The 26,426-nt window shown below is 70.7% G+C and carries 18 protein-coding genes; 10 read left to right on the forward strand and 8 right to left on the reverse strand.

What is annotated here, in order from left to right:
- Positions 1-188: 188 nt before the first annotated feature.
- Positions 189-3,149: a glycine--tRNA ligase gene (locus QSK32_RS02045; RefSeq protein WP_285471056.1), complete on the reverse strand. Its 2,961-nt coding sequence runs from the start codon at positions 3,147-3,149 to the stop codon at positions 189-191.
- Between the two features lie 341 nt (positions 3,150-3,490).
- On the opposite strand from QSK32_RS02045, the gene QSK32_RS02050 reads away from it, so the two are divergent.
- From QSK32_RS02050 to QSK32_RS02060, 3 genes are all read left to right on the forward strand, one after another.
- A complete protein-coding gene (locus QSK32_RS02050) occupies positions 3,491-4,990 on the forward strand; it encodes a sensor domain-containing diguanylate cyclase (RefSeq protein WP_245674186.1) in 1,500 nt (499 codons plus the stop codon).
- A 123-nt stretch (positions 4,991-5,113) separates the two neighbouring features.
- Positions 5,114-5,905 (forward strand): hypothetical protein, encoded by a 792-nt coding sequence (locus tag QSK32_RS02055; RefSeq protein WP_285471057.1) that lies wholly within the window; start codon positions 5,114-5,116, stop codon positions 5,903-5,905.
- A gap of 253 nt (positions 5,906-6,158) precedes the next feature.
- A complete protein-coding gene (locus QSK32_RS02060; RefSeq protein ID WP_045745873.1) occupies positions 6,159-7,934 on the forward strand; it encodes a glycoside hydrolase family 6 protein in 1,776 nt (591 codons plus the stop codon).
- A 134-nt stretch (positions 7,935-8,068) separates the two neighbouring features.
- Here QSK32_RS02060 and QSK32_RS02065 read toward each other — a convergent pair whose 3' ends face one another.
- Positions 8,069-8,785, reverse strand: coding sequence for a DUF3455 domain-containing protein (locus QSK32_RS02065; protein ID WP_285471058.1), 717 nt, complete (start codon positions 8,783-8,785; stop codon positions 8,069-8,071).
- Between the two features lie 314 nt (positions 8,786-9,099).
- On the reverse strand, positions 9,100-9,921 hold the full coding sequence (locus tag QSK32_RS02070; protein WP_052720973.1) for a hypothetical protein: 822 nt from the start codon (positions 9,919-9,921) through the stop codon (positions 9,100-9,102).
- 470 nt (positions 9,922-10,391) lie between these two features.
- Here QSK32_RS02070 and QSK32_RS02075 point away from each other — a divergent pair, with 470 nt between their 5' ends.
- The 3 genes from QSK32_RS02075 to QSK32_RS02085 all read left to right on the forward strand — a co-directional run bounded on the left by QSK32_RS02075 (position 10,392) and on the right by QSK32_RS02085 (position 14,246).
- The gene (locus QSK32_RS02075) at positions 10,392-12,035 is read left to right on the forward strand and encodes a translation initiation factor III (protein ID WP_285471059.1); all 1,644 of its coding nucleotides are present in this window, start codon (positions 10,392-10,394) and stop codon (positions 12,033-12,035) included.
- Positions 12,032-13,510, forward strand: coding sequence for an NADH-quinone oxidoreductase subunit NuoF family protein (locus tag QSK32_RS02080; protein WP_045745875.1), 1,479 nt, complete (start codon positions 12,032-12,034; stop codon positions 13,508-13,510). Before QSK32_RS02075 ends, QSK32_RS02080 begins: the two co-directional genes overlap by 4 nt.
- 226 nt (positions 13,511-13,736) lie before the next feature.
- The gene (locus QSK32_RS02085) at positions 13,737-14,246 is read left to right on the forward strand and encodes a TlpA family protein disulfide reductase (protein ID WP_285471060.1); all 510 of its coding nucleotides are present in this window, start codon (positions 13,737-13,739) and stop codon (positions 14,244-14,246) included.
- Here QSK32_RS02085 and QSK32_RS02090 read toward each other — a convergent pair.
- Positions 14,240-14,488 carry a PspC domain-containing protein gene (locus QSK32_RS02090; RefSeq protein WP_045745877.1) on the reverse strand — a complete coding sequence of 83 codons (249 nt, stop codon included), beginning with the start codon at positions 14,486-14,488 and terminating at the stop codon, positions 14,240-14,242. The genes QSK32_RS02085 and QSK32_RS02090 overlap by 7 nt on opposite strands.
- A 210-nt stretch (positions 14,489-14,698) precedes the next feature.
- Between QSK32_RS02090 and QSK32_RS02095 the strand changes: the two genes are divergently transcribed.
- The gene (locus QSK32_RS02095; protein WP_285471061.1) at positions 14,699-16,624 is read left to right on the forward strand and encodes a serine/threonine protein kinase; all 1,926 of its coding nucleotides are present in this window, start codon (positions 14,699-14,701) and stop codon (positions 16,622-16,624) included.
- A gap of 180 nt (positions 16,625-16,804) precedes the next feature.
- On the opposite strand, the gene QSK32_RS02100 is transcribed toward QSK32_RS02095, so the two are convergent.
- Together QSK32_RS02100 and QSK32_RS02105 are read right to left on the reverse strand one after the other, a co-directional pair.
- On the reverse strand, positions 16,805-19,276 hold the full coding sequence (locus tag QSK32_RS02100) for a Tex family protein (protein WP_285471062.1): 2,472 nt from the start codon (positions 19,274-19,276) through the stop codon (positions 16,805-16,807).
- A 101-nt stretch (positions 19,277-19,377) separates the two neighbouring features.
- Positions 19,378-20,331 carry a LuxR family transcriptional regulator gene (locus QSK32_RS02105; RefSeq protein ID WP_045745890.1) on the reverse strand — a complete coding sequence of 318 codons (954 nt, stop codon included), beginning with the start codon at positions 20,329-20,331 and terminating at the stop codon, positions 19,378-19,380.
- A 61-nt stretch (positions 20,332-20,392) separates the two neighbouring features.
- On the opposite strand from QSK32_RS02105, the gene QSK32_RS02110 reads away from it, so the two are divergent.
- Positions 20,393-21,112: a PP2C family protein-serine/threonine phosphatase gene (locus QSK32_RS02110; RefSeq protein ID WP_045745880.1), complete on the forward strand. Its 720-nt coding sequence runs from the start codon at positions 20,393-20,395 to the stop codon at positions 21,110-21,112.
- Here QSK32_RS02110 and QSK32_RS02115 read toward each other — a convergent pair.
- Positions 21,084-21,467: an MmcQ/YjbR family DNA-binding protein gene (locus tag QSK32_RS02115; RefSeq protein ID WP_285471063.1), complete on the reverse strand. Its 384-nt coding sequence runs from the start codon at positions 21,465-21,467 to the stop codon at positions 21,084-21,086. The genes QSK32_RS02110 and QSK32_RS02115 overlap by 29 nt on opposite strands.
- Positions 21,468-21,497: 30 nt before the next feature.
- On the opposite strand from QSK32_RS02115, the gene QSK32_RS02120 reads away from it, so the two are divergent.
- Positions 21,498-22,055: a GNAT family N-acetyltransferase gene (locus QSK32_RS02120; RefSeq protein ID WP_285471064.1), complete on the forward strand. Its 558-nt coding sequence runs from the start codon at positions 21,498-21,500 to the stop codon at positions 22,053-22,055.
- Between the two features lie 43 nt (positions 22,056-22,098).
- Complete coding sequence (locus QSK32_RS02125; RefSeq protein ID WP_285471065.1) at positions 22,099-22,686, forward strand: DinB family protein; 588 nt, start codon at positions 22,099-22,101, stop codon at positions 22,684-22,686.
- A 1,627-nt stretch (positions 22,687-24,313) separates the two neighbouring features.
- Here QSK32_RS02125 and glgB read toward each other — a convergent pair.
- Positions 24,314-26,419, reverse strand: a complete 2,106-nt coding sequence (gene glgB / locus QSK32_RS02130) for a 1,4-alpha-glucan branching protein GlgB (RefSeq protein WP_045748317.1) — start codon at positions 26,417-26,419, stop codon at positions 24,314-24,316.
- Positions 26,420-26,426: the final 7 nt, after the last annotated feature.

The raw sequence follows: 26,426 nt of genomic DNA on the forward strand, positions 1-26,426 counted from the left end.
GTCACCCGTCCGAGTCGTTCCACTCCCACCCACCCCGGTACGCGCCCACCGCCGTGGGCCCGGCGGCGTCCTCGGGTGTCTCAACGCCCGGGCGCGTCCCGGGGCGATCCGGAGTCGCCCTATCGTGCGGAAAGCACCGGCCCGGCCGATCGCGGGTGCGACCGTGCCGGGCCGGGGCCTCGCATCCGTCAGAACCGCAGGTGCGCCCAGTCGAGCAGGCCGTCGCCGAGGTCCCGCACCGTCGCCAGCAGGCCCAGCCGGGCCGCCCGCACGGTCGGGTCCTCCGCCATCACGAACACCTCGTCGAAGAAGGTCCCCAGCGGCGTCACCAGCGGCTGGGTCACCGCCACGAAGGACGCGACGTCGGTGATCCCGGAGACCTCGATCTTGTCGACCGCGGCGTGCAGCGCCAGCTCGGCCGGCTCGGACAGCACCGCGGCGTCGTACCCCGCCGGGGTGCCGGCCGGAACGATCCGCCGGGCCCGCTGCACCGCGCCCGCCACCGCGATGAACCCGGGGTCGGACACCGCCGGGGCCAGCTGACCGAGCAGCATGTCGGCCTGCGACGGCCGGGCGGCGTGCGGCAGCACCGCGCGGACCCGGTCGACCGGCTGACCCTCCTCGGTCAGGGCCTGCTCGAGACGCTTCGCGAAGAACTCGGCGATCTCGGTGAGCAGCGGTGCCGGCACCTCCACCGGCTGCGCCTCGGCGGCCAGCTTCAGGCCCTCCACCAGGTCCAGCCCGGCCAGCGCCGGCACGCCGCGCTGCACCGCGAAGAGCCCCAGCACCGCCCGCCGCACCGCGAACGGGTCACTCGACCCGGTCGGCAGCCCGACGGTCGCGGCCAGCCCGGCCACCAGGTCCAGCCGGTCGGCGATCGAGAGCAGCGCCCCCGGCACGGTCAGCGGCAGCGAGTCGCCGGTGTTGCGGGGCAGCTCGGTGTCGAGCACCGCCTGCGCCACCACCCGGTCCTCACCGGCGTGCAGCGCGTAATCGCGGCCCATCACCCCGGCCAGGCTGGTCATCTCGGTGACCAGCTGGGAACCCAGGTCGAACTTGATCAGCTCGGCGGCCCGGGACAGCGCCCCCGACTCGAGGCCGAGCATCGCCGCCAGGCGCAGGGCCAGGGCCGCGATCCGGTCGGCCCGGTCGGCCATCGATCCCAGCCTGTCGGTGAAGGTGAGCCGGGCCAGCTTCGCCCGCATGTCGGCGATCGGCGTCGCCAGGTCCGCGCGGTAGAAGAAGGCCGCGTCCTCGTACCTCGCGCGCAGCACCGCCTCGTTGCCGCCGCGCACCAGCTCGACGTCGACCGGGCCGTTCGCCACGGTCACGAACATCGGCAGCAGCGTGCCGTCCGCCGACCGGACCGGCAGGTACCGCTGGTGCTTTCGCATCACCGTGGTCAGCACCGGGTCGGGCAGTTCCAGGTACTTCTCGTCGAACGTGCCGAGCAGCGGCAGCGGCTGCTCCACCAGGTCGGTGATCTGGTCGATCAGGGACGACTCGCCCTTGACGTCGATCGTCCCGTCCGGGTAGACGAGGTCCTGCGCGCCGATGACGATCAGCTCACGGCGGTCCTCGTGGTCGGCGACGATCCCGTTGACGCCGAGCGTCTCCAGGAACGACTCGGCCGACTCGATCGCGACGACCGGGGTGGCCGCGGTGCGCAGCAGCCGGGTCTCGCGGCCGGCGGACAGCGTGGAGACGGCCACCGGGACGACGTCGTCACCCCAGAGCGCGACCAGCCAGCGGACCGGCCGGCTGAAGGTCAGCTTCGGGTCGTTCCACCGCATGTTCTTGGCGGCCCGCAGACCGGTGACGACCTGCGCCAGCACACCGGCCAGCACGGTGGGTGCCGCGCGGCCCGCCTCGTGCTTCGTGACGACCACGTGGGGTACGCCGTTCAGCTCGACGGTCTCGACGTCGGCCACGGTCACGCCCTGGCCGCGTACGAAACCCTCGAGTGCCTTCGTGGGGGTGCCGTCCGCCCCGTACGCCGCCTGGGCCTTGGGCCCGCGCACCACCCGCTCGTGATCGTCCTCGCGGGCCCCGACCGCCTGCACGACGGCGATGAGCCGGCGCGGCGTCCCGAAGACCCGGATGTCCCCGTGTGCCAGACGGGTGCCCGCCAGCCCCTCGGTCATCAGGCGCATCACCTGTTCGCGGGCGGACCGCAGCTCGCTCGGCGGCAGCTCCTCGGTGCCGATCTCGAAGACCAGCGTCCGTTCGCCGGTGCCGGTCTGCACGGCCGCGGCGGCCCGGGCGGCGTCCAGCGGCTCGGTCAGGCCGAGCGGGTGCTCGAGTTCGGCGCGGCGGCCCACCCACAGCTTGGCGACCTCGCCGGCCAGGCGTCGCATCCGGGCGAACTCGGCGGCCCGCTCGGCGGTGGAGACCGCGCCGCGGGAGTCCAGCACGTTGAACGCCTGCGAGCACTTGAGCACGTAGCTGTGCGCGGGCACCGGCAGCCCGGCGTCGATCATGCGCTGGGCCTCGCCGGCGTAGATCTCCAGCAGCCGCCGGTTGGCCTCGATGTCGGCGTCGTCGAGGTAGTAGCGCGACATCTCGTACTCGGACTGGGCGAAGACCTCGCCGTAGCTGACGCCCGGGGCGTACGCGATCTCCTTGAAGTGGGTCTTCTCCTGGAGCGCCATGATGATCCGCTCGATGCCGTACGTGATCTCCACGCTGACCGGGTCGAGGTTCAGGCCGCCGGCCTGCTGGAAGTAGGTGAACTGGGTGATCTCCAGCCCGTCGAGCCAGACCTCCCAGCCCAGTCCCCAGGCGCCGAGCGCGGGGGAGGCCCAGTTGTCCTCGACGAACCGGACGTCGTGGGCGGCCACGTCGATACCGAGCGCCGCGAGGCTGCCCAGGTAGAGCTCCTGCGGGTTCCCCGGGTCGGGCTTGAGGATCACCTGGAGCTGGGTGTGGGTCTGAAGGCGATTCGGATTCTCGCCGTATCGGGAATCGTCGGGACGGACCGACGGCTCCACGTAAACTACCTTCCAGGGCTCCGGTCCGAGAACGCGCAGGAAGGTCGCCGGATTCAAGGTGCCGGCGCCGACCTCGGTGTTCATCGGTTGAACGGTCAGGCAGCCCTGTTCCGTCCAATACTTGGTCAACCGGGCCAGTGCATCCTGCATGGTGAGCATGGGACCGAAGTCTAGGTGCGCCCCCACCGGGCGCTGGGTCGAGGCGTGCGATCCGGTCGCGCATTTCATACCGTACGCGCAGCCGGCCGACTCCTCGGGCGCCGCACCGCGTCCTGGCCGTGGCGATCAGCCACGACCGGTCCGGTGGCGCCATCCGTCCACCGTCCGAACGGTCACCGACCGTCCCGGACATCCGTCCTCATGCACGGGAGTCCGTTCCCGGACCACCCGGCCGCTCCTGATTTGTGACGAGTCCCAAGTGCCAGCGATTCAAGTAGGCGGCCTCGGTGCCGACCTCTAGGGCCATGAGTGTGGGCAGCGAGATGCACACAGCCGGACCTGTGGTGGATGCCATCGGGGAGTCGGCGCTGGTCGTGGACCGGCAGGCACTGCTTCTGGCCGAACTGGTGGCGTTCATGACCAAGGACACCCCTTCGGTCCAGAACGTCCTGGACCTGACCGCCCCGCACCTGGTGGAGATCGCCGGGCTGACCGCGGCGACGGTCTTCGAGCTGGACTCGGAGACCGGCATGATGACGCCGGGTGCCCAGCACGGCGAGCCGGGGCGGCGCGACCAGATGGTCGCGGGCAAGGTGTTCCGGACGCCGGCCGGTGGCAAGCCGGTGGTCAGCGGCGAACAGATGGCGGCCCGGCTGCGCATCGGCGGGCAGACCGTCGGCGTGCTGCTGCTGACCGGCACCAACCTGGCCGAGCTGATGCAGGACACCATCTCGACGATGGCCCTGCACTTCGCCACCACGTTGCAGGGGCTGGCCGCCGAGAAGCAGCGGCAGTTCGTCGCGCTCACCACGGACACCATCCGTGAGCTGTTCGAGCAGGGCATGTCGGCCGGCAGCGTGGAGTCCGCGGCCGAGTTGCTGGCCCGGTCCTGTGCCACGGCGTTCCGTGCCGAGGTGGCCGGTATGCACCTGATCGACAACGAAGGCAAGATCCGGTACGTGCACGGCGTCGGCATGGAGGACGCCCAGCGGGACCTGCTGCGGGCCACCATGGTCGGCAAGTCGGCCACCGACTCGCCGATCTGGCAGGCCGCCGCCGAGACCGGCGAACCGGTCATGGTCGGCGACATCACCGTGGCGAAGACGAAGGACGAGGGGTTCGCCCAGCTCATCGGGGTCCGCTCGTTCATCGCGATGCCGCTGATGTCGGGCAGCGGACCGGTCGGCATGGTGATGTGCGGCGACTCCAGCGGCACCCGGGAGTGGAGTTCCCGTGACCGGATCCTGGCCCAGCAGCTGGCCGCCGAGGGCGCGATGATCCTGGACAGCGCCCGGATGCGGCAGAACGCCCAGCTGCACGTCGACGAGCTGACCCGGCACGCGTTCCACGACTCGCTGACCGGTCTGCCCAACCGCAAGTTCCTGCTGGACCGGGCCGAGCAGGCGGTCGACATCGCGGCCGCCACCGGCACCCGGCTGGCCCTGCTGCTGCTCGACCTCAACGGCTTCAAGCAGGTCAACGACACCGTCGGGCACCACGCCGGCGACGTGCTGCTGCAGTTGGTGGCCAAGCGCCTGCAGCAGGTGGTCCGGCGCCCGGACATGGTGTCGCGTCTCGGCGGTGACGAGTTCGCGGTGCTGGTCACCGGCAACCCGGACGAGAAGGCCTCGGTGGCGGTCGGCGAGCGGATCTGCGACGTGCTGCGCGACCCGTTCGACATCGAGGGGCAGACCGTCAAGATCGGGGCCAGCATCGGTGTCGCGCTCTTCCCGGACCACGGGATCGAGTTCGGTTCGATCATGAAGGACGCGGACGCCTCGATGTACGAGGCGAAGCGCGGCGGTGGCGGTGTCTGCCTGACCGGCGGAGGCCCCTCCTGATCCGTCCTTTCCCGGTGCGGCGCCGGACGCGCCGTCGTCCTCGCGGTCTCCCTACCGATCTGTCCTGAATGCTAGCTTTCGGGTGATTAGCCCGAAAGTCGGGCGACCGGAAGGACGATCGCGGTGCGCCGAATCAGCCTGCTCGCAGCCACGACCACCCTGATCGCTCTGCTTCCCGGGCCCGCCGCCGGCGCCGGGAGGGTGGACGATGCCGGCCCGTCGGCGGTCCTGCCGGAGCCGGCCGGGGAGGCGCGGGTCACGATGATGTTCGACGTGGCGCCCGGCGAGGTGTCGCGCGGCTCCCGCGTCGTCCTGCGCGGCCGGGCCGGAAACGGCGACGAGGGCAACGCCGGTCCGGTCGACCTGTACTTTCGCCGCTCCGCAGCCGAGCCGTGGGCCAGGGCCGGCACCACGACCGCCTCCGGGGCCGGGCACTTCAGCGCCACGCTGACCGCCTCCGAGTCCGGCGACTACCAGGCCGTCTACCGGGGCAACAAGACCCGCGGGGCGGCCGTCGCCAGTGACTACCTGGCCGTCTTCACCACCCGGCTGGTGACCCGGATGCTGTTCACCTGGTCCGGCACCCGTCTCCAGTGCCGTCCCGCCTGCACGGCCACCGGTCCGGCGCAGGCGCTCGGGCCCGGCCCGGTCAAGGTGGTCTTCCGCCGGTCCTGCCGGCAGCCCGGGTCCGGCGGCAGTATCGGGTTCGCCGCGGACCCGGCGGCCGCGCGTATCCCCGGCGACCCGGCCTGGCGCGACTTCCCGGACGGCGCCGGCCCGACCGAGTTCGATCTGACGCCGGCCGCCTCGTCCGGTCGGTTCCGCCTGACCTGGCTGAGCACCCCCGGTGCGGACACGACCTGTGACCTCTCCTTCAGCGCCGCCCAGCGGTCCACCGAGAAGCTCTACCTCTGAAGCGACGGCCCTCGCCGCGCGTGAGTACCCGACCATGTGAGGTCCGGTCCGCCGAGAGGCTCTACCTCGGAAGCGATGGCCCCCCGGGGCTGCGGAAAGGGGCATGAACCCGGGATTGCCCTTGTGTTTCGGGATCATTGCGCTGGGAGCGCTCCCATGTAATGCTGTCGATGTCGGCCAACGATATCCACCAATACGTTGGCCGCCGTTCCCCGGCGCCCTCCGCGCCGCACCCCCGTCTCGAGGAGCCCCGATGAGACCCATCCCCACCCGCGCCCGGGCCGTCACGGCCGCCGTCGCCGTGGGCGTCGTCGCCGCCTCCGGCGCCGTCGCCGTGGCGACCAGCGCCAGTGCCGCGGCCGGCTGCCGTGTCGACTACTCGGTCAACCAGTGGAGCAGCGGCTTCACCGGCAACGTCACGGTCACCAACCTCGGCGATGCGATCTCCAACGGCTGGAACCTGACCTGGACCTGGGCCGGCAACCAGTCGATCACCCAGGCGTGGAGCGCCACCGTCACCCAGTCCGGCCAGAACGTCACCGCCACCAACGCGTCCTGGGCCGCCTCGCTGCCGACCAGCGGCACGGCGAACTTCGGCTTCAACGCCAACTACTCCGGGACGAACACCGCGCCGGCCACCTTCTCGCTCAACGGCACGGCCTGCACCGGAAGCGTCCCGAGCGGCAGCCCGTCGACCAGCCCGAGCACGTCGACGAACCCCAGCCCCAGCACGTCGACCAACCCCAGCCCCAGCACCAGCACCAACCCGACCGCCAAGGTCGACAACCCGTACGCCGGCGCCCGCGGTTACAACAACCCGGAGTGGAAGGCGAAGGCCGAATCGGTCTCCGGCGGCAGCCGGGTCTCCAGCAACCCGACCGCGGTGTGGATCGACCGGATCGCCGCGATCAACGGCACCCCGGACAGCACCTCGAACGGCGCGATGGGCGTCCGTGACCACCTGGACGCCGCCCTCGCCCAGGGTGCCGGTTACATCCAGTTCGTCATCTACAACCTGCCCGGCCGGGACTGCGCCGCCCTCGCCTCGAACGGTGAGCTGGGCCCGACCGAACTGCCGCGCTACAAGAGCGAGTACATCGACCCGATCGCCGCGATCCAGGCCGACCCGAAGTACGCGAGCCTGCGGATCGTCAACATCGTCGAGATCGACTCGCTGCCGAACCTGGTCACCAACACGTCCGGGAACGCCGGCGGCACCGCGATGTGCGACACCATGAAGGCCAACGGCGGCTACGTGCAGGGCGTCGGCTACGCGCTGCAGAAGCTGGGCGCGATCGGCAACGTCTACAACTACGTCGACGCCGCCCACCACGGCTGGATCGGCTGGGACTCGAACTTCGGGCCGACCGCCGACATCATGCTGCAGGCCGCCCAGGCCTCCGGCAGCGTCAACAACGTGCACGGCTTCATCACCAACACGGCGAACTACTCCGCGCTGCGGGAGCCGTACTTCACGGTGACCACGAACGTCAACGGCACCTCGGTGCGCCAGTCCAAGTGGGTCGACTGGAACCAGTACGTCGACGAGCTCTCGTTCGCCCAGGCGTTCCGCACCAAGCTGGTGTCGATCGGCTTCAACTCCAGCATCGGCATGCTGATCGACACGTCCCGCAACGGCTGGGGCGGATCGGCCAGGCCCACCGCGGCGAGCACCTCGACGAACGTCGACACCTTCGTCAACGAGTCCCGGGTCGACCGCCGCATCCACGCCGGCAACTGGTGCAACCAGTCCGGTGCGGGCCTCGGCGAGCGTCCCACCGCGGCTCCGGCCTCCGGCATCGACGCCTACGTCTGGGTCAAGCCGCCGGGTGAGTCGGACGGCTCGAGCACCGAGATCCCGAACAACGAGGGCAAGGGCTTCGACCGGATGTGCGACCCGACCTACACCGGCAACGCCCGTAACGGCAACAACCTGACCGGTGCGCTCTCCGGCGCCCCGATCTCGGGAGCCTGGTTCCCGGCGCAGTTCGCCCAGCTGATGGCGAACGCGTACCCGGCACTCTCCTGATCCCTTCCACCATCAGGAGGGGCCGGCCGGCGCCGATCAGGCGCCGGCCGGTTCAGGTCTGTCCGTTCCTCTTTCAAGAACAACCCCTTCGCCGGGTACGCACCGAGCATGCTCGCGACCCGGCGGAGGGGGACTCACTTCTGCGTGACGTTCTCCGCGGCCTGCTCTGTGACCTGCTCCGTGACGTTCTCCGCGGCCTGTTCCGTGACCTTCTCCGCGGCCTGCTCCGCGACGTTCTCCGTGACCTTCTCCGCCACGAAGAGGCGGTAGACCGCCCGGTAACTCACCGCGGTCGTCCCGCTGCCCTGGCAGCTGCCCGCCGGCGCCACTCCGCCGACGGTGTCCAGCCGCTGGATCCAGGTGACCCGCCCGAAGAGCCCGCCACCCCGGGTCTTCGCCGCGGGAACCAGCAACTGCGGGATGCTGTCCGGTTTGTCGGACGGCGCCTTCGCTGCCTTCGCCGCATCGCCCTCGACGAGCGAGCCGTCCTGGTCCGACTGCCAGCTCGGCCCGCGGAAGTGCAGGGCCGTCACCTTCTTGACCGGGTGCAGCGTGACGCCGGTGAGCGACGCGGCCGGTTCGAGCAGCGTCCAGGCGCTGCTGCGGCACTCGTAGACCTGGACGCCGCGGGCCTTCAGGACCGCGTGCAGTGTGTTGCCGGCCGGTGGCACGAGGTTGTCCGGCACCCGGGGCCGGCCGCCCAGGAAGCTGTCCGCCTGGGTGGTCGCCGGGCGGGACGCGTCGATGGTCTCGCCGCGGGTGCCGGCGAACGACACCCCGGCCGGTACGGCCACCGCGAGGGCGGCCAGGGCGCCGAATGCGCTGATCATGTGCATGGAGCGTGCGGGCACGATGTCCTCCCCGATGGACGGCTACGCCGGGCCATCACGCTAATGGCCCGGCTGTCGCCACCGAGTCGGCGAACCGACAAATCACCCGTATGAAGACGTCCCCACGGCTGGACCGTGCCGCAACCCAGTCGTCACCGACGATCGGGTGCTGGGCACGTCTCGTGGCCAGGGCGCGAAGCCCAGTCCGCGTGATGACTCCAGCCGCACTGCGCACCCGAAGTCACCACGCCGGTTGTGGGTGTGGTGATTTGGGGCGTCCAGTGCGCCCGAAGTCACCACGCGGATGGGCTTCGCACCCTGACGGCGAAACGTGGCTAGTGCCGTGGGGGCATCGGATAGAACCCGGTCGGCAGCGCCTGGGTGTCGCGCCGGATCTGCTGGGCCCGGGACCGCAACCGGACGAGCAGGACCACGCCGAGGACGACGAACACGCCGCCGACGATCAGTCCCGGCCCGAGCAGGGCCGAGTCCTCGGAGACCAGGGATGCGTTGCCGGCGTCGTCGTCCCCGGCCGCGGCGGCCGGCGGCTCGGTGGCCTCGACGGTGTCGTCCGGGTCGACCGTCTCGAAGTCCGTGGGCTCGGACGACTCGCTGGGCGACGGCGACGGCGACGCCTTCTCGTCGTCTTCGTCCTCGTCCTCCTCCTCGCCGCCCTCGATCTCGGCGCTCGTGCCGGAGGTGGAGAGCAGAGTCCCGTTCTCGTCGAACGCCTGCGCCTCGAACCGGACGTCCCCGTCGTCCGGGCCGCGGAACGCGAACTGCCAGGTGCCGGTCACGGTACGGCCCCGGCACGAGGTGCCCGGGTCGACCTGCACGTCGGTGATCGTCGTGGTGTCCCCGTCGGTCCGGGTCTCCGTGTCGAACTGCTGGTCCTGCTCGATCCGGGCGAACCGGATCTGGCCGGGTTCCACCTCGGTGCGGACCACCATCACCCAGCGGACCTTGCGGCAGCGCCGGTTCTCCGAGGTGACCACGGCGGTCACGGTCTTCGCCGAGGCTCCGGCGCCGAACGTGTCCGGCGCGGTCACGCGGACACTGAATCCCCTCTCGTCGGCCGCCGCCGGTGCCGCCCATGCGGTGCCGATCGTGGTGGCGGTGAGTCCGGCTCCGACCAGAGCGGTGAGCCGATGACGCACGGCGTCCCCCTTTCCTAACGGGCGTGCCCGTCGATGCGCCTGCACTACTTAGTTCGCTCATTTGCCACGTTCGGTTCAGTGGGTGGCCCGCGTCACTGTGGCGGGGACCTTATTTCTTCCTTAAGGCGGTAACCGAACCGGCGTTTCAGCAGCTCAGTGGCTATGTTCGGAAAGTAGCCGCCTGGTTACGCAAAAAGTTTCGACGGTGTTCATCCGAACCCAGGCCCGGCACGTAATCCGGGGTGGACACGGCCGGGGCATCGCAGGGGATTGCCGCCTCGGACCGGTCCGGCAGAGCTTGAGCGCGGGGCGTTCCCCACAACGCCTGCGTCCCACCGCCCACGGGACGTGGCCGCACCAAGGAAAACGAGGAGTCAATGGCCCGGTCGAAGAACAACCAGCGTGCAGCAGTCGCCCGTCCGGCGGTCGATGTCGGATCCACCGGCACGCGTCCGGCGTCGAAGTCTGCGGTGTTAGTACTCGCCTTGTGCGTCATCGCCGCCCTGTGGGCGGTCTCGATGATGACGGCGCCCGGCCGCATCGGGTACTACTTCTTCTTCATCTACTCGAGCTTCTACATGGGCGTCATCGCTCTTGTCGGACTGTCGATCACGATCATGGTGGGGCTGGTCTCCACCGACCGGCTGGTGCTCACCATCCGGCAGCGGGTGCTGCTCCAGTCCACCCACCGCACCACGGGCCTGATCGCGGTCTCCGCGCTCGGCGTACACGTCTGGACGAAGTTCGCCGAGGGCCTCATCGGCGTGCTCGACATCTTCATCCCGTTCCTCAACGCGAACTCCGCGGTCGGCTTCGGCGTCATCTCCGGATGGGTGATGGTGCTGGTCATGTGGACCGGTATCGCCCGATCCCGGTTCATCGGCCGCGGCAAGCCGTGGATGTGGCGGGGAATCCACTCGATCTCGTACCTGATCTGGCCCACCGCCCTGTTCCACGGTCTTGCGGCCGGCCGCGCCGCGGCCACCTGGGTCATCGTCTCCTACATCGTCTGCGTGCTCGGCGTTCTGCTCGGTCTCGGTGTCCGGCTCTCGGTCAGCTTCAACCGCCGCAAGGACTTCGCGTCCCCGGCCGGCGCCTCCATCGCCGGCGGCAGCGGCAACGAGCCCGGCAAGCTGGTGCCCACCGCCTCGCCGATCGCGTCCGGCATGCGCCGCCCCGGCCGCGCCGGTCAGACCGGCACCGACCTGCTCGCCCCGGCGGGTGGCGGTGCCCTGGGCGGGGTCACCCAGCAGTGGGCCCAGCCGCCGGTGGCGCCGCCCGCGCCGCCTGCCGCCCCGCCCGCGCCGCCGGCCCCGCCGGTCGCCGAGCCGGCCCGCGCCGCGGCCCCGGCGGAGGAGGACTACCCGTCTCGCCGCCAGCAGCCCGAACTCGAGGCCGCGCCGCCGCGCCGCCGTGACGACGACGACCGGTACGAGACCTCGACCCGGATGTCGCGCCGCGACGTGGAGGACGAGCGCCGCCGCTTCGAGGACGAACCGCGCGGTCGTGGTGGCCGTGCCGAGATCTACGACGACGAGCCCCGCTCCCGCCGGCGCTTCGAGGACGACGAGCCCGCCCCGCGCGGCCGCCGTGGCGTCGAGGACACCGGCCGGATGCGCCGCCCGGAACTCGAGGAGACGAGCAGCCGCATGCGCCGTTCCGACCTGGAGGAGACCGGTACCCGGATGCGCCGCCCGGAGCCCGAGGAGACGAGCAGCCGCATGCGCCGCTCGGATCTGGAGGAGACCGGCACGCGGATGCGCCGGTACGACGACGAGGACACCGGTTCCTGGAACCGTCGTCGTGCGGCCGCCGAGCCCGACGAGCGTCCCCGCGGACGCCGACGCGCCGACGACGAGTACGAGGAGATCCCCCGCCAGCGGTCCGCCCGCTACGAGGACGACGAACCCCGTGCCGCCCGGTCCGCCCGGTACGACGACGAGCCGCCGCGCCGGCCCAGCCGCAGCGAGTTCGTCGACTTCACCGAGGACACCGCGGCACTGGTCGACAGCGGTACCCGCCGGGGCCGCCGCGCCGAGCCGGACGACCGCGGTGCCCGCCGCGGCCGTGACGACGACGACGCGTACTTCTCCCAGTTGCGTGGTGAACGGTGAGTACCCAGCAGGTCCCTCCGGTCACCGCGATCGGTACCCCCCGCATCACCGCGGGCTTCGACGAATACGGACGTCTCGACCTGGTCGCCCACCAGGAGGTGCACGGCGGTTTCGCCGCGCTCTCCTCGGGTGAGCTGGTCGGTCTGGCCGACCGGATCGAACTGCGCGGCCGTGGCGGCGCGGGCTTCCCGTTCGCCCGCAAGGTGCGCGCCGTGATCGACTCGTGCAAGCGGCAGGAACTGCCGCCGGTGATCGTGGTCAACGCGACCGAGGGTGAGCCGCCGTCCTGGAAGGACAAGGCGGTACTGACCCGCGGCCCGCACCTGATCCTGGACGGTGCGGCCCTGGCCGCCGCCGCCCTGGACGCCGAGGAGATCGTCATCGGCATCGCCGACGACGGTGTCGGCCAGAGCTCGCTCACCGCCGCGCTCGCCGAGCGCAAGATGCCGTGCCCGACCCGGATCGTCACGGTCCCGCACCGGTTCATCTCCGGTGAGGGTGGCGCCCTGGTCCGCGGCATCAACGGCGAGGCGCACATCCCGCCCGGCCGTAAGGTCCGGTCCAGCGACAACGGCGTGATGGGCCTGCCCACCCTGCTGTCGAACGCGGAGACCTACTCGCAGCTGGCGATCGCGGCCCGGATCGGGCCGTGGGAGTACAACTCGGTGGGCATCCCCGAGGAGCCCGGCACGGTCATGCTGACCGTCGGCGGCGCCTCCAGCTCGCCGGCCGTGGTCGAGGCCCCCAGCGGCACGTCGCTGATGGAGGTCCTCGAGATGTGCGGCGCGGACATCGGTCCGGGCCTGCTGGTCGGCGGTTACCACGGCAAGTGGGTCACCGCCGAGCAGGCGAAGACGATCATGATCTCGCGCAAGGGGTTCGCCAAGGTCGGCGGCACCCTGGGTGCCGGCATGCTGATCCCGATCGGCTCGAAGACGTGCCCGATCGGCGAGGTCGCCCAGGTCGTGCAGTACCTCGCCGGTGAGTCGGCCGGTCAGTGCGGCCCGTGCCGCATCGGCCTGCCCGACCTGGCCCGCGCGGTGACCCTGGTGGCCCTCGGCGGCAACGCGGTCAAGGAGGTCCGGCAGGCGGCCGGCCTGGTCAAGGGCCGCGGCGCGTGCTCCCACCCGGACGGCACCGGCCGGTTCGCGCTCTCCGCCCTCGAGGTCTTCAAGAAGGACGTCGAGGCGCACGCGAACGGCGAAGGCTGCGGCAAGTCGGTCCGTGGTGTGCTGCCGCTGCCGTACACGGCGGAGACCGGCGCCCGGAAACTGGCGCTGGACTGGTCCCGCTGCGACGGCCACGGCCTCTGCTCGGCGGTCGCCCCGGAGATCATCCGGCTGGACCACAACGGCTTCCCGGCGTTCCCGCAGACGCCGCTGCCGCCGTGGCTCGAGGAGGGCGCCCGCAAGGCGGTCAACGTCTGCCCGGCGCTGGCGCTGCGGCTGACCGAGCCGACCAAGGGCGGCCACTGACGTTCGCGTGGTGAGTTCCGGCGCCGGAACTCACCACGCCGCCAGGTTTGTGTGGTGAGTTCGGGCGTCCACGGCGCCTGAAGTCACCACGCCGGCTGGTCTGTGTGGTGAGTTCGGGCGTTCGGTACGGGTTCAGGAGAAACGACGGAGCGGCCGCGATAACGGGTGAGGAGCGGGTATGAGCCGGGGGTCACGGACGGGACGTTCTTCACGCGTACCCCGGCTCATGAGCGCGCTGCTCGTGGCCCTGCTCGCGGCAGGAGGCTGTGCGGGTTCGCAGGCCGCGACCAGCGACCCGGAACCGGCGACCGGCGCGACCTCGGCCGGCACCCCGCTCGCGCTGGCCTTCACCGGCTCGACGCTCGACGGCGGCTCCTACGACGCGTCCGCGCTGGCGGGCCGCCCGGCCCTGCTGTGGTTCTGGGCGCCCTGGTGCTCGACCTGCGCCGTGGAAGCCCAGTCGGTCACCGACCTTCACGACGAGTACGGCGACCGGCTGGGTGTGCTCGGCATCGGCGGTCTCGGGACCACCGACGCCATGCGCGAGTTCGTGGACGACTTCCAGGTCGGATCGGTGCAGCACCTCACCGACCCGGCCGGGGTGATCTGGCAGCAGTTCGGCATCGCCCAGCAGAGCTGGTACGTGATGATCGACGCGGCCGGAACCGTGGTGTTCCGCGGTTACCTGGACGATCTCCAGCTGACCGGGAAGGTCCGCGAGCTGACCGCTCAGTAACCGGCCGGCGGGTTCTGCGCCGGGTAGTACGGCTGCTCGGACGGCATCAGGATCCACAGGATCGGGTAGATCAGGATCTGGCTGCCCGGGATGACGAACAGGATCAGCACGAAGAGCAGCCGTGCGATCCACGGGTCGAGCCCGAACCGCCGGCCCAGGCCCGCACACACACCACCCAGCATCCGGCCCTCCCGCGGCCGGACCAGACCCTGGCGGGCGAGACTGTCGTGCACGGTCTTCATGGCTTCTCTCTTTCGACTTCAACGCTGTCTGTTGTCTCCATCCTGACGCGGCGGGGCCACCGCGACCATCGGGTTGCGCCCCCATCCGACCCCGAGATCCCGGGTCGGGGATCACCACTAGCGCGCCGCCTGCGCGGGTAACGACCGCGCCCGATAAGGTTCCCTCCGGCGAGGGATCATGGGCGCTGCGCCGGCCCGGGGGGAAACATCATGGTCGATGGCACGTTGCCGGGTCAGCGGACGCAACCACTGCGTACGCGGGACCCGCGCGCCCTCGGCGACTACGAACTGATCGGCCGTCTCGGCGAGGGCGGCATGGGCACGGTCTACCTGGGCCGGACCGCGGGCGGCGTGCTCGTCGCGGTCAAGATGGTCCGGGCCGACCTGGCCCACGACGACGAGTTCCGGCGGCGTTTCCGCAGCGAGGTCAACCGGGCCCGGCAGGTGCCGCCGTTCTGCACCGCCGAAGTCCTCGACGCCGACCCCGACCACGAGAGCCCGTACCTGGTGGTCGAGTTCGTGGACGGGCCGACCCTGGCCGGCGTGGTGGAGAAGAACGGCCCGCTGACCACTGCCAACCTGCACGGCGTGGCGATCGGCGTGGCGACCGCGCTCACCGCCATCCACGGCGCCGGCGTGATCCACCGCGACCTCAAGCCGCGCAACGTGCTGCTCGCCCCGGGCAGCCCCAAGGTGATCGACTTCGGGATCGCCCGCGCCATGCACGCGACCAGCGGCAGCAACACCCGGCCCGACCAGATGGTCGGCACGGTGGCGTACATGGCGCCGGAACGCTTCGGCGCCGAGGACGTGCCGATCACCCCGGCCGCCGACGTGTTCGCCTGGGGGAGTGTGGTGGCGTACGCGGGCACCGGCTCGACACCGTTCCACGCCGACTCGCCGCCCGCCCTGGCCGCCCGGATCCTCACCCAGGAACCCCGCCTCGACGGGCTCAGCGGCACGCTGCGCGAACTGGTCGGCCACGCCCTGGAGAAGGACCCGGCCAACCGGCCCAGCGCCCGGGAACTGCTCGACCTGCTGATCTCCGGGGAACGCCCGGCGGCCACCGCGGCGGCCTTCGCCGACCAGCCCGACCTGCGGGCGGCGGCGGTCGAGGCGCAGGCGGTCACCGGCCACGCACCGGTGCCGGTCCCCGGGGACACCACCGGCGCCCCGGCCGGTCCGGCGGATCCGGTGGGTTCGGTGGGTTCGGTGGGTCCGGTGGGTTCGGCGGGTTCGGTGGGTCCGGCCGTCGCCGGTGACGTGCCGCGGCAGCGGACCGGGCCCGCCGGCACCGGGGACACGCCGGTGCTGGACATTCCGCCCGGACTGATCGGGTACGACGAGAACGCCATCGTCACCGTGCCCATCTCGGACGCGCCGGCCCCGTACCTGATGACCCCGGCGATCACGTTCCCACCGCCGTCACCACCCCGGCCGCCGCGTAACTGGGCGCTGCCCCTGGCCGTGATCGTCACCGCCCTCGCCCTGGTGGCCGGCGCCTTCCTGGTCGTCCTCTCGACCACCGCCGACGAGGAGGAACCGGCCACCGAGACGACCCCGACGGCCGTCGCGACCGGGCCGGTCCTCACCGACCCGCTGCGCCAGCGCCTGCTCTGGCAGCCCAGCGAATCGGTCACCGAGGGCGGGAGCTGCTCCTTCGACGACGGGCTGGTGATCCGGCGCAAGACCGAGGGCACGTTCCGCTGCAAGGGGCCGCTGGACCTGATGCCGGACGACCTGAGCGCCGCGGTGGACATCCGGCTGACGACCGAGAACAGCTGTGCGGCGATGTGGTTCCGCTACCAGGACTCGCGGGGCTACCAGGTGCGCTTCTGCCAGCGCAACATCTACGTGGGCATCCACGAGGCGGAGGGTTCGGTCCCGATCCTGCGGACGTTCCCGATCGCGGACGACCCGATCCGGCTGGGCGACACCGTGACGCGGATGGGGTTCCGGGTGGTCGGCGACTCGGTCGAACTGTTCCGCGACGACGATCAGGTCGGCACGGTCACGCTGACCGACCCGAGTCTGCAGTCCGGCCAGTTGCGGCTCGGCGTGGTCAGCGAACGGGACGCGCCGAAGAAGGGGCCCTACGAGGTCGTTTTCAGCGATCTGACCGTCTCGCCGTCCTGACCGTCTCGCCGTCCTGACCGTCTCTGACCGTCTCGCCGTCCTGACCCGCACGTTGCTCCACGGGGGCCCCGGGCTGCCTGGGTAGGTCCGGGGACGGCCTTGGTGCGGTGGGGGCAGGTGTGGGCGTACGAGAAAGACGAAGGCCCGGATGCACGCACCCGGACCTTCGCTGTGGTTCTGTCAGTCGCGGGTCAGGCCCGCGCGGCGCAGAGCGTCGGCCATCGCGCTGTTGCCGAAACCGCCCTGACCGCCGCCGCCACCGCCGCGCTGGCCGCCCTGCTGGCGGGGCTGACGCTGGCCGCCCTGACCGCCGCCGCCTCCGCGCTGACCCCCGCCGCGCTGACCCCCGCCGCCTTGACCGCCCTGACCGCCGCCCTGGCCGCCTTGGCCCCGCTGACCGCCCTGGCCGCCTTGGGCGCGCTGACCGCCCTGACCCGCGCCCTGACCCGCGCCTTGGCCGGACCGGTCGTCGCGGCGGCCGCGCTGGGGCTCGTCGGAGAGGCGCATGGTGAGCGAGATCCGCTTGCGGGCCTCGTCGACCTCCAGGACGCGGACCTTGACCACGTCGCCGGACTTGACGACCTCGCGCGGGTCCTGGACGAACTTCTCGGACAGCGCCGAGACGTGCACCAGGCCGTCCTGGTGGACGCCGATGTCGACGAACGCGCCGAAGGCCGCCACGTTCGTCACCTGACCCTCGAGGATCATGCCGGGCTTGAGGTCGGCGATCTTCTCGACGCCCTCGGCGAAGGTGGCCGTGGTGAAGGCGGGACGCGGGTCGCGACCGGGCTTCTCCAGCTCCTTGAGGATGTCGGTGATCGTCGGCAGGCCGACCGTGTCGGTGACGAACTTGTCCGGGCGGATGCCACGCAGCAGCGACCCGTTGCCGATCAACGTCTTGACGTCCGATCCGGCGTCCGCGGCGATCGTGCGGACCAGCGCGTACGACTCCGGGTGCACGCTGGAGAAGTCCAGCGGGTCCTCGCCGTCCGAGATGCGCAGGAAGCCCGCGCACTGCTCGAACGCCTTCGGGCCGAGCCGGGCCACCTTCTTGATCTGCTGACGATTCTTGAACGGGCCGTTCTGGTCCCGGTGCAGCACGATGTTCTCGGCCAGCCCGGCGGTGATGCCGGAGACCCGGGTGAGCAGCGGCGCGGAGGCGGTGTTGACGTCCACGCCGACACCGTTCACACAGTCCTCGACGACCGCGTCCAGCGAACGGGCCAGCTTCACCTCGGAGAGGTCGTGCTGGTACTGCCCGACGCCGATCGACTTCGGGTCGATCTTGACGAGTTCGGCGAGCGGGTCCTGCAGGCGGCGGGCGATGGAGACCGCGCCGCGCAGCGAGACGTCCATGCCGGGCAGTTCCTGCGAGGCGTACGCGGACGCGGAGTAGACCGACGCGCCCGCCTCGGAGACCACCACCTTGGTCAGTTTCGCCTGCGGGTGCCGCTTGATCAGCTCGGTGGCCAGCTTGTCGGTCTCCCGCGACGCGGTGCCGTTGCCGATCGCGATCAGCTCGACGTCGTGCTTGGAGGCCAGCGCCGCGAGCCGGTGGATCGACTCGTCCCACTTGTTCTGCGGCACATGCGGGTAGATCACGTCGGTCGCGACGACCTTGCCGGTGGCGTCGACGACGGCCACCTTCACGCCGGTGCGGAAGCCCGGGTCCAGACCCATCGTGGCGCGGGTGCCGGCCGGGGCGGCGAGCAGCAGGTCACGCAGGTTGGCGGCGAACACCCGGACGGCCTCGTCCTCGGCCGACTCGCGCAGCCGGACCCGCAGGTCGGCGCCGAGGTGGATGAGCACCCGGGTCCGCCACGCCCAGCGGACCGTGTCGACGAGCCACTTGTCGCCGGCCCGGCCCTGGTTGCTGATGCCGTTGCGCCCGGCGATGCGGCCCTCGAAGTAGCCCTCGTCCTCCTCCGGGTGCGGCTCCATGGTGAGCTCGAGGACGTCCTCCTTCTCGCCGCGCAGCATCGCCAGGATGCGGTGCGAGGGGAGCTTCGCGTACGGCTCGGCGAAGTCGAAGTAGTCGGCGAACTTGGCGCCGTCGTTCTGCTTGCCGTCGCGGACCTTGGCCACCAGGCGGCCCCGGGTCCACATCTGCTCGCGGAGTTCACCGATCAGGTCGGCGTCCTCGGCGAACCGCTCCACCAGGATGGCCCGCGCGCCGTCGAGGGCGGCCGTCGCGTCCGCCACGCCCTTCTCGGCGTCCACGAAGCCGTCAGCGGCCGTACGCGGGTCGACGGTGGGGTCACCCAGCAGAGTGTCCGCCAGCGGCTCCAGGCCCGCCTCACGGGCGATCTGCGCCTTGGTACGCCGTTTCGGCTTGAACGGCAGGTAGATGTCCTCCAGCCGGGCCTTCGTGTCGGCCTCGAGGATCTGCTGCTCCAGGGCGTCGTCGAGCTTGCCCTGGGAGCGGATCGACTCCAGCACCGCGGCCCGCCGGTCCTCCAGCTCCCGCAGGTAACCCAGGCGTTCCTCGAGGGTGCGCAGCTGCGCGTCGTCGAGGGTGCCGGTCACCTCCTTGCGGTAGCGGGCGATGAACGGCACGGTGGCCCCGCCGTCGAGCAGCTCGACCGCGGCGGTGACCTGCCCTTCCCGTACCCCGAGCTCTGAGGCGATGCGCTGATGGATAGCTGTCGTCACGACGACGATTGTTACCGAGGCCGCCGTACGTTGTCGCGCCGCCCCGCTCGATCGTTCACCGTCACGACACCTGCGCGGACGACGTGCGGCCGGTCCGCTGCTCAGACCGGCTGCGATGTGGTAGACCCCAGCCCGCCGCGCAACGCCCACAACGCGGCCTCGGTCCGCGACGCCGCGCCCGTCTTGCGCAACAGGTTCGAGACGTGCACCGTCACGGTCCGCACCGAGATGCCCAGCGCCCCGGCGATCTGCTTGTTGGACATGCCCTCGGCGAGCAGACCGAGCACCTCCCGCTCCCGGGCGGTCAGCTCACAACGCCGGTCGGTGGGCACCGGCGGGTCGACCGCGAGCAGCTCGGTCAGCCGGTACGGGTTGCCCTCGGTGCGTGCCCACACCGACGCCACCATGCCGGGGTCGGGGGCGGTGCCGTAGACGTGCTCGAGCACCTCGCCCACCTCGGCCGGCCGCAGCGCGCCCAGATGCCGGCGGACCGTCCCGGGACGTCCGGCCAGCCGGGCCAGCGTCCGCGCGGTGATCTGCGGCGACACCGAGGCCTCCGCGGGCTGACTGGTCACCAGCAGCAGCACCGGCAGGTCGGCGAAGGCCAGCTCGGCCACCAGGTTGAGGCTGGCCGGATCGAGGGCGTGCAGATCCTCCACCACCAGCACGGTCGGCCGCCCGTCGACCAGCCGGCGGACCGTGGTGACGGCCAGACGCAGCAGGGCGTCCGGGGCGTACCGCTCGCGAGGGACGTCCGGATCCTGCTTGAACCAGGCGAGTGCGTCGGAAGGTACCCCGATGTCGCGAATGTCACGTCCGGCGAGAACGGCGGCCAACCAGTCGTACGGGGCCGGCGAATGCACCCGGGCCGCCCCGGCGAGCACCGGCATCGACGTCCCGCCGTGCAGCAGAGCCGACACCAACGTGCTCTTGCCCGTGCCGCCCTCGCCCGTGACCAGGGCGGTCACCGGGCCTTTCCCGGCGCGCACGAGACCACCCGCCCGCCGCAGATCCTCCAGCGCGGGGGCGCGACCGATCATCGGCACCGCCATCATCAGCACACACTACGTAGGAGGTACTAGAGACAACGGAATTGGGCTTTGGCACTCTTGCTACATGACGCTTGCTGTCCGGGCGGTCGCCGCCACCGATCAGGGCCTCGTCCGGTCCAACAACGAAGACTCGGTCTTCGTCGGAAATAGACTCTTCATCGTGGCGGACGGCATGGGCGGTCTCCCCGCCGGTGAGCTGGCGAGCGACATACTGGTGCAGACGTTGAGTTCCGTCGACACGGCCCCCGACAACGGCGAGCCGCTGCAGGACCTGATCGAGGCCCTGCAGACCGCCAACCAGCGCATCGAGGCCGCCGTCGCCGACGACGCCGACCGCGACGGCATGGGCACCACAGTGACCGCGCTGATGCTCTCCGGCGACCGGCTGGCCGCGCTCAACGTCGGCGACTCCCGCTGCTACCTGCTGCGCGACGACGAGTTCTCCCAGCTCACCCGGGACGACACCTACGTGCAGGCGCTCGTCGACCAGGGGGTCCTCACCCGCGACGACGCCCGCCGTCACCCGCAACGGGCCCTGGTCACCCAGGCGGTCCAGGGCGGCCCGTTCCGCCCGGCCGGACGGATGATCCCGGCCCAGGTGGGCGACCGTTACCTGCTCTGCAGCGACGGCCTGTCCGACTACGTCGAGGACGCGGTGATCGCCCAGACGCTGCGGGACGTGCCCGATCGCAAGACCTGCGCCGCCGAACTCGTCAACCGCACCCTGGAGAACGGCGCCCCCGACAACGTCACGGTCATCGTGGCCGACGTCGTGGAGAGCTGAGCCGGGCCACCAGCGTCTTCGAGGCGACCGTCCGGAAAGCGTCCTCGCACAACTCGGCCACCTCGGACCAGTCCGGATAACGGTCCAACCGGACACCCAGCCAACCGCGGTGGCCGACGTAGGGCGGGCGGAAGAACCGTGCCGGATCGGCCGCCAGCAACTCACCCTGCGCGCCGGGCGGAGCGGCGCACCACAACTGCGCGAAAGCGGCGTCGTGGTGCCCGTCCGGCCACAGGTAGGCGATCGCCTTCCGGCCCCGGACGAAGAACGCGGGCGTATCGTGACTGGGCCGCTCGGTCACCTCCGGCAGCGCGAGGCAGATCACGCGAACCCGCTGCTCGATCGTCGGTTCCATGGGCCGATTCTGCGCCGGTATCCTCGGCGGGTGCTCCTGGGGACCGAAAGACTCGTGCTGCGCCGATTCCGGGCATCCGACGCGACCGCCCTCGCGGCCTACCGTTCCGACCCGGACGTGGCGCGCTATCAGACCTGGGACGCGCCGTTCCCACCGACGAAAGCGGAAACTGCGGTGCGCAATTTCGCGGCCAGTTCACCCGATCGTGCGGGCTATTTCCAGTACGCGGTCGAACACGTCGCCGACGAGGTGCTGATCGGGGACGTCTACGTGCGCCTCCACGACAACCTGAAACAGGCCGAGATAGGGTTCACGATGGCTCCGGCGTACCAGGGGAAAGGCCTGGCGACGGAAGCGGTCCGGGCCGTCCTGGACCGTCTCTTCCGCGTGCAGGGCCTGCACAAGGTGACCGGCGAATGCGACGCCCGCAACGAACGGTCGGCGGCGTTGCTGCAGCGTGTCGGCTTCCGCCGGGAAGGCCTGCTGCGCCAGCAGACCTTCCTCAAAGGCGAGTGGACCGACGATCTGATCTTCGGCCTCCTGGCGGAGGAATTCCTTGCGGGGTACGCGCCGAAGCGCCCACGATGACGATGCCCCCTGCGACGATCGCGGGTCCGGCATAGTGTCGACCATGGCTGAACCGATCGATCCGAAAACCGCGCTCCGCACCTACCTCCACGAGACGCGCGAGGCCCTGATCTGGAAACTGGACGGGCTGGGGGAACGGGACCTCCGGATGCCCCGCACACCGACCGGAACGAACCTTCTGGGCCTGCTCAAACACAGCCTGAACGTGGAGGCCGGTTACTTCGGCGAGACGTTCGGACGCGAATTCCCCGACGCGGCAGAACTGGTCCCGTTCACGAAATACCAGGAAGACCCGCAAGCCGACTGGTACGCCCGCGACGACGAATCCGCGCCCGGAATCCGCGACCTGTACCGTCGGGTGGCCGCGTTCGCCGACCAGACGATCGACGAGTTGCCGCTGGACGCGCCAGGCCGGGTGCCGTGGTGGGGGCCGTCGGGCCGCCCGGTGACCCTGCACCAGATCATCATCCACGTGATCACCGACCTGTCCCGCCACGCGGGCCAAGCCGACATCCTCCGCGAGTCGATCGACGGGGCGGCCGGGATGCTCCCCGACAGCTCGAACCTGCCCGACTACGACTGGTCCGCCTACGTGGCCACCCTGACAACGTTGGCAAACCGCCACCCTTAACCGTTCGTGTTGTGCCGTTCGTGTTGTGCCGTTCGTGTTGTGCCGTTCGTGCTGTGCCGTTCGTGCTGTGCCGTTCGTGCTGTGCCATCCCGTCTACCCCGTTTAAGCTGCGCGCCGCGCCGCGCCGCGTCGCACAGCACGGTCCGCGTCGCACAGCACCGGCGTCGCCCGGCACCGCTTTTCGTTTGGTCGCGGAGCGGGTCTTGTCGTTTTGCCCGTTTTAACCGCATCCCGTCTTGGTTCGTGCCGCATCGTCCTTTGACCGCGGCCTCCGGCTCTTCCCGGACCTCGACCCGGCCCTGGTCAGAGGTGGCTGCACCCGATCCGCCATCGGGTGCAGTCACCACCGATTCAGGGCGGGCCGATGCACCCAAAACCGTGATCAGGTGCGCTCGCCGCCTGCTCGGGCCGGCTAACGCACCCGAAAGCTCGATCGGGTGCGCTCGCCGCTCGCCGGCTTGGTGGGTGCTCCCGATCATGGGTTTGGGGGCGGCTGCCGTGTGGTTTGGGTGGGTCCGCGCTCCCGAAAGCTTGATCGGGTGCGCTGGCTGCTTGCTGGGGTGGTTGGTGTACCCAATGCCGTGATCGGGTGTGGGTGCCGTCTGTTTGGGCTGGGCTGGTGCACCCGGTGTCGTGATCGGGTGCATCTACCGCCTCTCGGGGCAGGTCCGTGTTCCCGAGACCGTGATCGGGTGCGCTTGCCGCTTGCCGCTTGCCGCTCGCCGAGGTGGTTGGTGGACCCAGCGCCGTGATCGGGTGCGGTTGCCGCTCGCCGGGGCGGCTGGTGTACCCAGTGCCGTGGACGGGAGCGGCCACCAGCATTCGGGTCGGTGAGCGCACCCGGGACGTTGATCGGGTGCGGTTGGCGCTCGCCGGGTTGGTGGGTGCTCCCGATCATGGGTTTGGGGGCGGCTGCCGTGTGGTTTGGGTGGGTCCGCGTCTCCGAAAGCTTGATCGGGTGCGCTCGCCGCTTGCTGGGGCGGTTGGCTCACCCAATGACGTGGTCGGGGGCGGGCGCCCTCTGTTCGGGCTGGTGAGTGCATGACGACGTCGGTCTCTACGAGCACGTCGCCCGGCGGCTTGATCGGGTGCGTTCGGCGCTCGTGGATGCGGTTGGTGCACCTGATCGAGGGGTCGGGGGCGGTTGGAGCACCCGGTCATGGTTGTGGGGGCGGTTGGAGCACCCAGTCGAGGGCTGGGGGCGGTTGGTGTACCCGATCATGATTGCGGGGCGGTTGGTGTGCCCGATCGCGGGTTCGGGGGCGTTCACCGTCGGGGCTGGGTGGGCCGGTGCACCCGAAAGCTTGATCGGGGCGGGTTGCCTGCTGGACCGCGGTGGGGAAGGTCGTGGTTTGGGGGAGCGGGGCGGGGTGCCTGCTGGACCGCGGTGCGGAGGGTCGTGGTCTGGGGGAGCGGGGCGCGGCGTTCGTACCGGAGAAGCGGAGTTGGAGAGACGCCCCGGCCTTGGACGGAGGCCGGGGCGTCCACAGTTCTCTAGGGGAGGGCGGGAAGGGGCGTGTCTCTATCTAGGGGAGTGCGGAAAAGGGCGTGCCCCTAGAGGCAGGCGGGAAAGGGCGTGCCTCTAGGGGGGAAGCGGGAATGGGCGGGGAAACGGAAAGGGGCGTGATCAGCGCTCCAGACGGAGCCACAGGGCGCCCAACGGCGGGACCCGCAACGCGACCGAGGCGTCGAAACCGTGCCACGGGATCGGGTCGGCTTCGACGGAGCCCAGGTTGCCCACGCCGGAACCGCCGTACAGGTCGCTGTCCGTGTTGAGCACCTCGGTCCAGCGGCCCGTGCGCGGCAGCCCGATGCGGTAGCCCTCGTGTGGGATGGCCGCGAAGTTGACCACGCAGGCCAGGGCGTCGCCGGTCGGCGTGAAGCGGACGAACGAGAACGTGTTGTGCTGGGAGTCCTCGCTGGTGATCCAGCGGAAGCCGGACGGGGACGTGTCCTGCGTCCACAGTGCCGGCGTTTCGCGGTAGACCCGGTTCAGGTCGGTCACCAGGTTCTTGACGCCTGCGAACTGCGGGTCGAGGAGCAGCCCCCAGTCGAGGCCGCGTTCCTCGCTCCACTCGCGCATGTCGCCCATCTCGGCGCCCATGAAGAGCAGTTGTTTGCCGGTGAACGCCCACATGAAGCCGAGCAGGGCCCGCGTGTTGGCGAGTTTCTGCCACAGGTCGCCGGGCATCTTGCCGGTCAGGGAGCCCTTGCCGTGGACGACCTCGTCGTGGCTGATCGGCAGGGTGTAGTTCTCGCTCCACGCGTACACGGTGGCGAAGGTCATCTGGTGGTGGTGCCACTGCCGGTGGACGGGTTCCTTCTCCATGTAGGAGAGGGTGTCGTTCATCCAGCCCATGTTCCATTTGAAGCCGAAGCCGAGGCCGCCCAGGTGGGTGGGGCGGGTGACGCCGGGCCACGCGGTGGATTCCTCGGCGATCGTCATCACGCCGGGGTGGTTCTTGTAGACGGTCGCGTTCATCTCCTGGAGGAAGCTGATCGCGTCCAGGTTCTCCCGGCCGCCGTACTGGTTGGGGGTCCACTCGCCTTCTTTGCGCGAGTAGTCCAGGTAGAGCATCGAGGCGACGGCGTCGACGCGCAGGCCGTCGGCGTGGAATTCCTCGCACCAGTAGAGCGCGTTGGCGACGAGGAAGTTGCGGACCTCGCGCCGGCCGAAGTCGAAGACGTACGTGCCCCAGTCGGGGTGTTCGCCGCGCCGCCAGTCGCCGTGTTCGTAGAGTGGGGTGCCGTCGAAGCGGGCCAGGGCCCACTCGTCCTTGGGGAAGTGGGCGGGCACCCAGTCGAGGATCACGCCGATGCCGGCCTGGTGCAGCTTGTCCACCAGGAAGCGGAATTCGTCCGGGGTGCCGAAGCGGGAGGTGGGGGCGAAGTAGCCGGTGACCTGGTAACCCCAGGAGCCGCCGAACGGGTGTTCCATCACCGGCATCAGCTCGACGTGCGTGAAGCCCGTCTCGAGCACGTACTGCACCAGTTGGTCCGCCAGCTCGACATAGGAGAGCCCGGGGCGCCACGAACCGAGGTGCACCTCGTAGACGCTGATGGGTTCCTGGTGCCACGACTTGCGGGCGCGGTCCCGCATCCACTGTTCGTCGTGCCACTGGTGTTCGGAGTGGAAGACGACCGACGCGGTGGCCGGCGGGATCTCGGTGTGCTGGGCCAGCGGGTCGGCGTGTTCGCGCCAGACGCCGTCCCGGCCGAGGATCTTGTATTTGTACCGGGTACCGACGTGCGCGTTCGGGATGTACAGCTCCCAGACGCCGCTGGAGCCGAGCGAGCGCATCGGCCAGCCGTCGTACGGCCCCCAGCCGGCGAAGTCACCGACGACCTGCACGCCCCGGGCGCTCGGTGCCCACACCGCGAACGCCACGCCGGTGCCCCGGGGCTGCGCGCCGAGCACCTTCCACAGTTTCTCGTGCCGGCCCTCCCCGATCAGGTGCAGGTCGAGGTCGCCGAGGGTGGGCGGATGACGGTACGGGTCGTCGACCTGTGTCCCGTCCACGTCGAGCCGGTAGTCGAGGACCGTCCCGGCCAGCTCGGCCGCGAAGATCCCGTCCGGGTGTACCCGGGTCATCTCGTGGCGTTCGCCGTCGTGCAGCACGTGCACGGCGGTGGCGCCCTTGCGGAGGGTGCGGATCACGGTCTGGCCGCCGTGCGGGTGGGCGCCGAGGACCGCGTGCGGATCGTGGGTGTCCCCGCCGATCACCGAGTTCATGGACCTC

The organism is Actinoplanes sp. NBRC 101535, assembly GCF_030269225.1.
Taxonomy (GTDB): domain Bacteria; phylum Actinomycetota; class Actinomycetes; order Mycobacteriales; family Micromonosporaceae; genus Actinoplanes; species Actinoplanes rectilineatus.